The sequence below is a fragment of the Escherichia sp. KCJ4928 genome (genome assembly GCF_004352695.1).
Taxonomy (GTDB): domain Bacteria; phylum Pseudomonadota; class Gammaproteobacteria; order Enterobacterales; family Enterobacteriaceae; genus ECMA0423.
Map to the genome: position 1 here is coordinate 1 of NZ_SJWV01000141.1, position 10,936 is coordinate 10,936.

A 10,936-nucleotide genomic window follows, 5' to 3' on the forward strand; every position below is an offset into this window, starting at 1 on the left:
ACACAGAAGCGCCTCAATGCCTTTTGTCGATTTAAGGCGACCGGACAAGGCTTCTTCTTAATATATTCATAAATTAAATATCATTCACAATAAAAACAAAAAACTTAAACTCATTATTTAAATCAATGTTCATTTTCACACCGATGAAAATACTATCTCATTTATCTTTTATGCCTATATAATCCACCGCATTATTGTCATTTTATTTTTGATATCCAATTTTTTCGTGGTGTATATGTCTAATAAAATCTTTACGCATTCCCTACCTATGCGCTATGCCGATTTTCCAACGCTGGTTGATGCTTTGGACTACGCCGCTCTGAGTAGCGCCGGAATGAATTTTTATGACAGACGTTGCCAACTTGAAGATCAACTGGAATATCAGACGTTAAAAACGCGTGCCGAAGCTGGTGCGAAGCGGTTGTTATCGCTGAACCTGAAAAAAGGCGAACGCGTGGCGCTGATTGCCGAAACGAGTAGCGGGTTTGTAGAGGCTTTTTTTGCCTGTCAGTATGCTGGCTTAGTCGCCGTCCCGTTGGCGATTCCAATGGGCGTCGGTCAGCGGGATTCCTGGAGCGCCAAACTCCAGGGTTTACTGGCAAGTTGCCAGCCCGCAGCCATTATCACTGGTGATGAGTGGTTGCCACTGGTCAATGCCGCGACGCATAACAACCCCGAATTACATGTTTTAAGCCACGCCTGGTTTAAGGCATTACCGGAAGCCGATGTTGCGCTCCAGCGTCCAGTTCCGAACGATATCGCCTACCTCCAGTACACCTCCGGCAGCACCCGTTTTCCCCGTGGCGTCATTATCACCCATCGCGAAGTGATGGCTAATCTACGTGCTATAAGCCACGATGGCATTAAATTACGCCCTGGCGACCGCTGCGTCTCCTGGCTGCCTTTCTACCATGATATGGGACTGGTCGGCTTTCTCCTGACCCCCGTCGCCACGCAACTTTCAGTAGATTATTTGCGCACTCAGGATTTTGCCATGCGTCCTTTGCAATGGCTTAAATTGATCAGTAAAAATCGCGGCACCGTTTCCGTTGCGCCGCCGTTTGGCTATGAATTGTGCCAACGCCGCGTGAATGAAAAAGATCTCGCTGAACTGGATCTTTCCTGCTGGCGCGTCGCTGGTATTGGTGCTGAGCCGATCTCCGCAGAACAACTCCATCAATTCGCTGAATGTTTCCGTCAGGTTAACTTTGACGATAAAACGTTCATGCCGTGCTACGGACTGGCAGAAAATGCGCTGGCTGTCAGCTTCTCTGATGAAGGCTCTGGGGTTGTGGTTAACGAAGTGGATCGCGACATCCTAGAATATCAGGGCAAAGCCGTCGCGCCGGGTGCTGAAACACGCGCCGTATCGACTTTCGTCAACTGCGGCAAAGCGTTGCCGGAACATGGCATTGAAATCCGCAATGAAGCAGGTATGCCGGTCGCGGAACGTGTGGTAGGCCATATTTGCATCTCCGGCCCCAGCCTGATGAGCGGTTACTTTGGCGACCAGGTTTCGCAAGACGAGATTGCCGCGACGGGCTGGTTAGACACCGGCGACCTCGGTTATCTGCTGGACGGTTATCTGTATGTCACCGGACGCATTAAAGATCTGATTATTATTCGTGGCCGTAATATCTGGCCGCAGGATATTGAATATATAGCGGAACAGGAACCGGAAATTCATTCTGGCGATGCGATTGCTTTTGTTACCGCCCAGGAAAAAATCATTTTGCAGATCCAGTGTCGGATCAGCGATGAAGAACGTCGCGGACAGCTTATCCACGCGCTGGCAGCACGGATCCAAAGCGAATTTGGCGTAACAGCGGCTATCGATCTGTTGCCGCCCCACAGCATTCCCCGAACGTCCTCCGGCAAGCCTGCCCGTGCGGAAGCGAAAAAACGTTATCAGAAGGCTTATGCTGCAAGCCTTCATGTGCAGGAATCCCTGGCATGAATCAAACTGTCGCGGTGACGGGCGCTACCGGGTTTATCGGTAAATATATTATCGATAACCTGCTCGCCCGCGGCTTTCACGTTCGCGCATTGACGCGTACTGCCCGCGCTCACGTCAATGATAATCTTACTTGGGTGCGCGGTTCGCTGGAAGATACACATTCGCTTAGCGAACTGGTTGCCGGAGCCAGCGCGGTGGTCCATTGCGCCGGGCAAGTGCGCGGACACAAAGAAGAGATTTTTACCCACTGTAACGTTGACGGCAGCCTGCGCCTGATGCAAGCAGCAAAAGAGAGCGGCTTTTGCCAACGTTTTCTGTTTATCTCTTCGCTGGCGGCGCGCCATCCCGAGCTCTCCTGGTACGCAAATTCCAAACACATCGCCGAACAACGGCTGACTGCAATGGCTGACGAAATTACGCTGGGCGTTTTTCGCCCGACAGCCGTGTATGGTCCCGGCGATAAAGAGTTAAAACCGCTGTTTGACTGGATGCTGCGCGGCCTGCTGCCACGACTTGGTGCACCAGATACACAGCTCTCTTTCCTGCACGTCACCGATTTTGCGCAAGCAGTGGGTCAGTGGTTAAGCGCCGAAACTGTACAGACGCAAACCTATGAATTATGCGATGGCGTCCCCGGCGGCTATGACTGGCAACACGTACGACAGCTTGCCGCCGACGCCCGTTGTGGTTCCGTGCGAATGGTTGGTATTCCTCTGCCGGTACTCACCTGCCTTGCGGATATCAGTACCGCGTTGAGTCGCCTGGCAGGTAAAGAACCTATGCTGACCCGCTCGAAAATTCGTGAATTAACCCACGCCGACTGGTCGGCAAGTAATAACCGTATTTCTGAAGATATTAATTGGTTTCCCGGGATTAGCCTGGAACAAGCATTACGCAACGGGCTATTTTGATTGTCTTGTTTAAAGGTGTGTTAACGTTTCTATGGTAAATCGTGAAATAGTAATGGATTACATCCTTTCCTGTTTACAGGATTTGGTCGAAAACGGTGTGGAAATTAAGCCCGACAGCGATCTCGTCAACGATCTTGGCCTGGAGTCGATCAAAGTGATGGATCTCTTAATGATGCTGGAAGACAGATTCGATATTTCCATTCCTATTAATATTCTGCTGGATGTCAAAACCCCTGCGCAATTAATGGAAACTCTACTTCCATGGCTGGAGAATAAATAATGGGGCTATACGATAAATATGCGCGCCTTGCTGGCGAGCGTCTGCAATTTAGTGACAACGGGTTAACACCGTTTGGCACCTGTATTGATGAAGTGTATTCCGCCACCGAAGGCCGGATCGGCAATAAAAAAGTGATTCTGGCCGGGACCAATAATTATCTCGGTTTAACCTTTAATCATGATGCCATCAGCGAAGGTCAGGCAGCGTTAGCGGCCCAAGGCACCGGCACCACCGGTTCTCGTATGGCAAACGGCAGTTATGCGCCGCACCTGGCGTTAGAGAAAGAAATTGCCGAGTTTTTCAAGCGCCCTACCGCTATCGTTTTTTCAACCGGTTATACCGCTAATTTAGGCGTCATCAGCGCACTTGCCGACCATAACGCCGTGGTGTTACTGGATGCCGACAGCCACGCCAGTATTTATGACGCCTGTTCTCTCGGTGGCGCGGAAATTATTCGTTTCCGCCATAACGATGCTAAAGATCTGGAACGGCGCATGGTTCGCCTCGGTGAACGGGCGAAAGAGGCGATTATCATCGTTGAGGGCATCTACAGCATGCTCGGTGACGTTGCGCCGCTGGCGGAAATTGTTGATATCAAACGTCGTCTCGGTGGTTATTTGATTGTCGATGAAGCGCATTCGTTTGGCGTGTTAGGCGCAACGGGGCGCGGACTGGCTGAAGCTGTCGGCGTTGAAGATGATGTGGATATTATCGTTGGTACTTTCAGTAAAAGTCTGGCCTCGATTGGCGGTTTTGCTGTCGGTTCGGAAGCGATGGAAGTGCTGCGCTACGGCAGCCGCCCGTATATTTTTACCGCCTCTCCTTCTCCGTCCTGCATTGCGACCGTGCGCTCGTCGTTAAGAACTATTGCCACACAACCAGAGCTGCGGCAAAAGCTGATGGATAACGCCAACCATCTGTATGACGGTCTGCAAAAACTGGGTTATGAGTTAAGTTCACATATTAGCCCGGTAGTGCCAGTAATAATCGGTTCGAAAGAGGAAGGTTTACGCATCTGGCGCGAGCTTATCTCGCTGGGCGTGTATGTGAATCTTATCCTGCCGCCTGCCGCGCCTGCAGGCATCACGCTGCTGCGCTGTAGCGTAAATGCTGCCCACAGTCGTGAGCAAATCGATGCCATCATTCAGGCATTTGCTACTCTGAAGCAGTAATGTGAGCCCGCCGTGGTATTTGCGCCACGGCGGGTTTAATGTTGTCTGTCATACCAATACACCAGGCTCAACGCCACCAACACAAACGCTACCGGTAAACCGAGCGCGGTAACAGGTGCGCTTAACGCAAATAGCAATCCCAGATTAACCATGATTTGATAGCTGATCCAGGTGAGTAAGCCCACGATGACGCCTACAGCGAGACGGCTACCCATCCCAGGCGAACGCGGGGCAGTAAAGGTAAACGGCACAGCCAGCAAAATCATCGCCAGGGTCAGGATGGGTTGCCCCAGTTTTTCCCACAGTGCAAGGCGGTATTCGCTGCTGGGTTGCCCGGTTTCCTGCAAATAATGGATGTAATGATTAAGCTGACGGACAGAAAAAGTATTCCCCGGCACTGATAACTCTTCAAGATTCATACTGGTGAAGGCCGATTGCCAGGCAAGATTATCTAATGTTTCCAGCGTTTCTTTGCCATTCAGCCATTTTTTATGATTCACACCATGCAGGACCCACGTTTTGTCGTCTTCAATGGTGGCACTGCGTGCATAAATGTAGGATTCAAGCGAGAGATCGTCGCGATAATGAAATATCTCCACGCCCACCGGCTGGCCCTGCTCATTCAGCGATTTTACCGTCACAAATTCATTGCCGCGCCTGGCCCACAGCATATTGCCGGTAATGTCATCGTCCTCCCCCAACGCGGTGGCGGTCGATTTGATTTGCAGCGCCTGTTGCTGCAATGGCGACGCCACCCACTCATCTATCGCGCCTAACGAAACAGTCCACAATATCCCTGCAACCAGCGCCACCAGTGCAATACGGAAGATAGAAAACCCCATGCTGCGAATGGCGGTAAGCTCACTGTTTTTCGATAACTGCCCCAGGCCAACAATCCCACCCAATAAGGCGATAAACGGCGAAAGTTCGACCAGTGTGCGCGGTAAGGTCATTAGCACCACCAGCACCGCCTGAGTCCAGCGATAACCGCCCGGACTGACATCATCCAGTTCGTTAATCAGGTTGAAGGTGGTAAAAAGCGGCAGCAATAGCCCTGCGGCGGCGGCAAAACCGAGAAAGAGATGACGGATTAAATAGCGACTGAAAACATTCATCGGGAAAATTTCTGCAGCAAAGAGAAGTCGCGTGCGACCAGCATCAGCAGGCCCATTAGCATGAGTCCGGGCACTAACCACAAACCAGGAATGAGAGGAATCGCGCCGTTAGCCACCAGCGTACGGCAGACGTCGCCGCCATAAAAAATGGCAATAAACAGCAACGTCAGTGGCAATAACGTTGAAAATCGCCCTTGCCGCGGTTTTACCCGACTTAATGAAATGGCCAGCAGCGCCATCAACAATGCGGTCAGGCCACGGCTTTGTCGCCATTGCAGTTCGGCATGATCGGCAGGAAAGGCGGAGCGCGCCAGCTCCGTGACCGATTTTGCTTTGCGTTTGACGTTAGGGCTTTGATCCAGCGGATTCAGATGTAATTGCAGATTACGGTAGATCTGTTCGTTGTCGTCACGCCCCTGATGATCGAGAAGATAGGCAGTGCCGTTGTGCAACATAACGGTCGGTTTCTCGGGTGATGGGTCAACCACATCAACCGAACGGGCGCGGAAAATACGGGTTCGATTGGCAGTAGAAGTATAAATCAGCGCGTCAGTCAGGCGATTATTATCCTGATCAACCGTCTGCGAAAGGATCATTCGTCCGTTATCGTTAGTGTTAAATTTCTTTGCCCGCAACTGGCGAACATCCAGCTCCGACTGCGACTGCTGCTCCAGTTGATAAATCTGCGCATAAGCCCACGGACGACCATACATCGACAGAAGGGTGACAAAAATACTTAGCGGTATCGCCAGATAAAGAACGGCTTTGTACAAGCGTCCCGGACTGCCCCCCGCCGCAGAGATAGCGGTAATTTCCGAGTCGGTATACATCTGCCCTAGCGTCACGCCAACTGACACATACAGACCAACAGGTAACAACATCTCCAGTGCAATCAGTACTTTGTAGAAAACGATATCCAGCACAACATCAAGAGCTAATGTCCCATTTGCCGCTTCGGTCAGATAACGCTGTGCGGAGTAGCTGGCGAAAATAAAGATCAGAAAACCGACGATAATCAGCACCAGACGGCGCGTACCACGCATGATGTAGTGTTCAACCAGCTTCATCTAACTAACGCCCTCAATCCTTTGAGTTTTTTATTCATTGATCAGTTTCTGCGCCAACGCAATGACATGATCTACCTCTTCCGGCGTCAGGCTGCCGTCCTTTGCCCACTGAATTTGCCCGGCTTTATTCAGCACCAGAATGGTTGAACTCTGCTCCGGCAAGCGCCAGGCAACGCGTCCCTGTCCATTGCCGTCAATAACGAATTGCGCCCACGGATAGCGGCGTTTATTTTTTTCGATTTTGCCAACGACAAAATAGCCGGTACCAAAGATGGCATCATCGGTGTTCACAATGGTGGTGGGCTGAAAACGATCCTGCGGAAAGTTTGCCGCTTCAACCGCTTTAATTAACAGTGAGTTCTTTTTCTTCGCCGACTTACGCCCGGCGATATACTGAATAATGCGGACTTTTCCCGCTAATTGTGTGCTTTTCCACTTTTGGTAGTGAATTTCGTCGTCGCTATTCAGAAGCAGCTCGCCGCCTTCCTGGATATAAACAGGGGTAACCGTTTTGCCAGTGACGAAATTGTGTGCCTGCACACCCGGGGCTAAGAGCATGATAATCAACGCAATAATCAAACGAGATGACATCATTGCTCCGGCTATAGCGGAAAACGCGAAATCAGCAGCTCTAAGCGCTGACGAATATCGCTATCCAGCGCCAACGGTGCATCATACGACTGGCGGTTTTCCATATCATCCGCCACCATGTCGTCGTGTTTATCTCCCATCAGGCCATTAATGGCGGCGAGGAAACGGGAAATCTGTAACGCCTCTTTATTTTCAGGATCAAGCGATCTTAAGGTGTCGTAATAAGAAACCTGTTGGCTGATGATTTTTCGCACATCATGAAATTCCCTGCCGGTTAGTCGCGGTTTGGCAATAATCTCTTTCAGGGTATGCATTTGCTTTTGCCGATAGGCAATAAAACTGCTTACGCTTTCTAACTGGCTATGGCGTAATGAATAGTTCACCAACGACCAGACCGGAGAGCTTAAATAAATCCGTAACAGGTTGCCGTAATACGACACAATATTTTTCTTACCGTTACGAAAGCCGTCCTGAAAACGCCCCAGAAAAACGGTCGTTTTGCCGAATAAAAATCCGGCCTGATGCTTCTTTAAATACAGCCGTTGCGCAAAACGCAGGTGCTTGTAGCGCGCTCGCATGTATTTAAATTGTTTGCGCTCATCAGCAGTCAGCTCATCGCCTTTGGCTTGTTTGCGAACTAAACGCAGTAATTCCTGACGATCAACGCCATTGAGCCAGAATTGCAGGCATAACGCGTAATTATCATGAATGATTTCGGTGGTACAACTTAGTGCAATAGTCGGCGGCAAACTAACCTGTGCATCAACGACATCATCTTCTTCAATCGCAACAAATAGACGCTCGCTCGCCTCAAGCGGGAAATATTTTCTCATCATCAGGATTTCTCTCCGGCTGCGTTATAAAGCAAGGAATGGCGCTGAAAAAATGCCTTTAAGGTTGGAATTAACGAGAGCGCCACGTCCAGACATTGCCCACCGAAGTAAGCAAACGCTGCTCCCAGCACACCAAACAGATGACAGAACATGAACAGCAATACGATGTAGCCGATTGAGGCGATGGTTTGCGCCACGAGAAAAGCGCGCTGTTTTCCCGCCATCAATAGCAATGACTCCTGAGGGAAGCCCAGCATCGAAATCACAATTGCGCCCAGCATCACCTGAATCAGGTCATACGCTTCGAGATACTTAACGCCAAACACCAGCGAAATGAGCGGCTTGCCGACGATAAACACCGCGAGCGCCACCAGAATACCGATTCCGCCCGCCAGTAAACCGGACTTCACACCTAACAACCACGGTCTGGTGGTGCGCGGATCTAAACGCATCACCTCTGGGTAAAAACTTTTACCCAGCAAACCCGCTGGCGTTCCGGCGGCGTCGAAGAATGTCATGGCGATTTTAAATAACCCGGCGGCAGCGGGTCCTAACACGATCCCCACCAGCACTGTGCTGCACGAGTTACGCGCCGACCAGATGGAGTGGGCAATGTTGGTTGACCAGACAAAACTCCACGCGCCTTTGATGTGTCGGGCAGACTCAAACAGATTCAATTTGAAGGCATTATGGATATTTCTGCGGCGTAATTCGCGCGCTGCAAACCACCAGTACATGGTGCCGCCAACCAGATTCGACACGTACCAGGCAATAACAAAACCCGCAAAACCAAAGTCAAAATACCAGGCTACGACGCTCCCCGCTGCGCGCAGAAAAGGTTTCGTCGCCTGCTGTACAGCAATTAAATCGAAGCGATCTACCGCACGCAGAATGCCGGTCGGCGTGGAGGAAGCCATTGAAGGAATGAGCGTGCAATACAGCGCCGCCAGCCAAAAGCTTTGGTCATCCAGACCTAATGAATGGGAAAGGAATGGCAGTAAGGCAATGCCGCCGACAATCGCCACCGCGCCGCTGACGATATCCAGCGAGAAGGAAAATGAGACGACATTGCGAAATTGCTGCGGATTATTGTTGGTCAAGGCTGGCGTTCCGTACTGAACCACCAGTTGCCATGCCTGAAACTTAATAAAATCGCTGATCGACTTGGCGTACGATTGCACAATCACCAGTACGCCAAACATGGCGGGCGTCATCCCTTTACCGGCACACGAGAGCGCCAACAGACCCAGCAAGGCGCTCACGACATTACTGGAGCCTAACCAGGCGCTATTGCGAATAATGGTGCGAAACGCGCCATCTGCAAACCAATGTTTGATGTTAAAACCCGCCAATTCAGCCTGACCTTATCGTTGATAGTAAAAAGTATCCCGCCAGCCTTAAGTTAAACTTCGGCGGTCAGAAACGATGGCAACCAGAGAAACCGCCTTCTGTGCCTGTTCCAGCACTTCGCTGTAGGGCGCTCTGGAATCAATCTCAAGAATTTTTGTGCCGTTATAGCCAATCGTCGACATGACGCCGATTTTGTCCTGCAGCTCGGCATAGTCATGGTCAGGCTTGCGGGAGATGGCAGTCTCAATATCAATGCCCAGGCGAATAATTAATTCCGGGCGATATTGCGCCATTTGTTGGTATAAACGCCGTTCGCGCTGCGCCAGAAACATGCTGATTTTCCCGGTCGCACGTTCGACGCCAATCCCCGGTCCATCATAATAAAAGCCCGAAATTTCAGCCTGCGGGAAGCGATCGCTGACCACCAGAACGCCACTTTGCGCCAGTCGCTGAACCTTGCGTAGATTCGCCATTCTTCGCAGCGAGAAGCAGTACATAATCACCGCCGCCCATAGCGCCGGAGATTTGGTTTTCATGCTTTGGGTTTTCGAGGATTTGGCCGCCAGTCGCCGTTCCAGCCAGACGCCAACCAACGGCAATCGTTTGATTTTGTCGCCGTCTTCGCCGGAGAGCAGCCCCAGATAGCGCCGCTCGGTTTGCCAGTGTTGTTGCAGCGATTTCACCAGGTCGGTGGTCAGTGTGGATTTACCGGTGCCATCACACCCGACCACCGCAATCAGCCCCGGAATGTAGTTGGGCTGCGGCGCGGTTGTACTATTAACAGTTTGAGTTTGTAGTGCATCCATTCGTTAAATCATCCCCTATCCATTTTGGTGATCAGGAAAGCGCGGCGTGAATTGCGCGTAGTGACGCTTGCAGAATTTCATCGGCGGGGTGTCGCCCATCCAGTTCAAGGATCTTTGCGCCATTGAATGTCAGTTGCGGCGTAACGGCGATTTTTTCCTGTAACGCTGCCAGTTGGTGGTCAGGTTTACGCGCAAACGCGGTTTGTTCATCAATGCCAAGACGAATCAACAATACGGGCAAATAAGATGCCATCCATTGGTACAGCTTCAGCTCGCGCTGCCTTAACATTTTTATCCAACCGTTACCGCCCGTGGTTTTTGCCAATTGCGGGCCATCAAAGCGAAAACCCGGCACTTCAACCTGCGGGTAGCGGTCGGTGATGAGCAGAAAGCCTTGCTGGCTTTTACACAACATTTTGCGAAACTTGTACGCCCGCCAGCAGGAAAGCAGATAGATAACCAGCGCAGTAATATTGCCAGGCGGTGTTGAGGGTTTTTCGTGCACATGTGCCGCTTTACTTCGCAGATAACGCCCACAAGGTGCGCCAATAACAGGGAGCTGTGAAATCCATTCGCCAATTCGCCCGGACGATTGCCCGAGATAAATGTGTTCTGTTGGCATTCTTGCTGCCAGTTCATTTACCAGGCTTGCCGTGAGGGTCGATTTACCTGAACCATCACATCCTACAATGGCAATAACACGCACTGGCGTGGAATTAATTATTGACATATTACGTTGATTCACGAAAAACCCGGCAGTAAATAATGTATTGAATATTACGTGGTCCGTGCTCAGAATATCCGTTCAACCTTATTGTGACAATGGTTAATTGTGACATTGACCTGAATTACGC

11 protein-coding genes are annotated in these 10,936 nt (G+C 50.8%); 4 read left to right on the plus strand and 7 right to left on the minus strand.

Going from position 1 to position 10,936, the window contains the following annotated elements; all coding sequences use genetic code 11:
* The first annotated feature begins 235 nt into the window (after window positions 1–235).
* The 4 genes from E0D98_RS17405 to E0D98_RS17420 are packed head-to-tail and all read left to right on the plus strand — an operon-like array spanning window position 236 to window position 4,320.
* On the plus strand, window positions 236–1,957 hold the full coding sequence (locus E0D98_RS17405) for a fatty acyl-AMP ligase (RefSeq protein WP_001390306.1): 1,722 nt from the start codon (window positions 236–238) through the stop codon (window positions 1,955–1,957).
* Window positions 1,954–2,868, plus strand: a complete 915-nt coding sequence (locus tag E0D98_RS17410; protein WP_001077133.1) for an NAD-dependent epimerase/dehydratase family protein — start codon at window positions 1,954–1,956, stop codon at window positions 2,866–2,868. Before E0D98_RS17405 ends, E0D98_RS17410 begins: the two co-directional genes overlap by 4 nt.
* Window positions 2,869–2,899: 31 nt before the next feature.
* A complete protein-coding gene (locus tag E0D98_RS17415; RefSeq protein ID WP_000248097.1) occupies window positions 2,900–3,148 on the plus strand; it encodes an acyl carrier protein in 249 nt (82 codons plus the stop codon).
* The gene (locus E0D98_RS17420) at window positions 3,148–4,320 is read left to right on the plus strand and encodes an aminotransferase class I/II-fold pyridoxal phosphate-dependent enzyme (protein ID WP_000524966.1); all 1,173 of its coding nucleotides are present in this window, start codon (window positions 3,148–3,150) and stop codon (window positions 4,318–4,320) included. Before E0D98_RS17415 ends, E0D98_RS17420 begins: the two co-directional genes overlap by 1 nt.
* A 35-nt stretch (window positions 4,321–4,355) precedes the next feature.
* Here E0D98_RS17420 and lptG read toward each other — a convergent pair whose 3' ends face one another.
* Genes lptG through E0D98_RS17455 form a run of 7 tightly spaced genes read right to left on the minus strand, consistent with a single transcriptional unit; the run spans window position 4,356 to window position 10,827 of the window.
* The gene (gene lptG / locus E0D98_RS17425; protein WP_001378393.1) at window positions 4,356–5,435 is read right to left on the minus strand and encodes an LPS export ABC transporter permease LptG; all 1,080 of its coding nucleotides are present in this window, start codon (window positions 5,433–5,435) and stop codon (window positions 4,356–4,358) included.
* Window positions 5,432–6,502 (minus strand): LPS export ABC transporter permease LptF, encoded by a 1,071-nt coding sequence (gene lptF / locus E0D98_RS17430; RefSeq protein WP_000779644.1) that lies wholly within the window; start codon window positions 6,500–6,502, stop codon window positions 5,432–5,434. The genes lptG and lptF overlap by 4 nt, the downstream gene beginning before the upstream one ends.
* Window positions 6,503–6,532: 30 nt before the next feature.
* Window positions 6,533–7,093, minus strand: coding sequence for a YtfJ family protein (locus E0D98_RS17435; RefSeq protein WP_001315848.1), 561 nt, complete (start codon window positions 7,091–7,093; stop codon window positions 6,533–6,535).
* 11 nt (window positions 7,094–7,104) lie between these two features.
* On the minus strand, window positions 7,105–7,929 hold the full coding sequence (locus E0D98_RS17440; protein ID WP_000984977.1) for a hypothetical protein: 825 nt from the start codon (window positions 7,927–7,929) through the stop codon (window positions 7,105–7,107).
* Window positions 7,929–9,278 (minus strand): lipopolysaccharide biosynthesis protein, encoded by a 1,350-nt coding sequence (locus E0D98_RS17445; RefSeq protein ID WP_047086995.1) that lies wholly within the window; start codon window positions 9,276–9,278, stop codon window positions 7,929–7,931. Before E0D98_RS17445 ends, E0D98_RS17440 begins: the two co-directional genes overlap by 1 nt.
* A gap of 45 nt (window positions 9,279–9,323) precedes the next feature.
* Window positions 9,324–10,082 carry a hypothetical protein gene (locus E0D98_RS17450; RefSeq protein ID WP_000339532.1) on the minus strand — a complete coding sequence of 253 codons (759 nt, stop codon included), beginning with the start codon at window positions 10,080–10,082 and terminating at the stop codon, window positions 9,324–9,326.
* Window positions 10,083–10,113: 31 nt separating this feature from the next.
* Window positions 10,114–10,827: a dTMP kinase gene (locus tag E0D98_RS17455; RefSeq protein ID WP_001076237.1), complete on the minus strand. Its 714-nt coding sequence runs from the start codon at window positions 10,825–10,827 to the stop codon at window positions 10,114–10,116.
* Between the last annotated feature and the right edge of the window lie 109 nt (window positions 10,828–10,936).

Coding starts and splice junctions, on each gene's coding strand:
- E0D98_RS17415 (WP_000248097.1), top strand. CDS start 2,900: ATGGTAAATCGTGAAATAGTAATGGATTACATCCTTTCCTGTTTACAG.
- E0D98_RS17410 (WP_001077133.1), top strand. CDS start 1,954: ATGAATCAAACTGTCGCGGTGACGGGCGCTACCGGGTTTATCGGTAAA.
- lptF (WP_000779644.1), bottom strand. CDS start 6,502: ATGAAGCTGGTTGAACACTACATCATGCGTGGTACGCGCCGTCTGGTG.
- E0D98_RS17420 (WP_000524966.1), top strand. CDS start 3,148: ATGGGGCTATACGATAAATATGCGCGCCTTGCTGGCGAGCGTCTGCAA.
- E0D98_RS17405 (WP_001390306.1), top strand. CDS start 236: ATGTCTAATAAAATCTTTACGCATTCCCTACCTATGCGCTATGCCGAT.
- E0D98_RS17440 (WP_000984977.1), bottom strand. CDS start 7,929: ATGATGAGAAAATATTTCCCGCTTGAGGCGAGCGAGCGTCTATTTGTT.
- lptG (WP_001378393.1), bottom strand. CDS start 5,435: ATGAATGTTTTCAGTCGCTATTTAATCCGTCATCTCTTTCTCGGTTTT.
- E0D98_RS17450 (WP_000339532.1), bottom strand. CDS start 10,082: ATGGATGCACTACAAACTCAAACTGTTAATAGTACAACCGCGCCGCAG.
- E0D98_RS17435 (WP_001315848.1), bottom strand. CDS start 7,093: ATGTCATCTCGTTTGATTATTGCGTTGATTATCATGCTCTTAGCCCCG.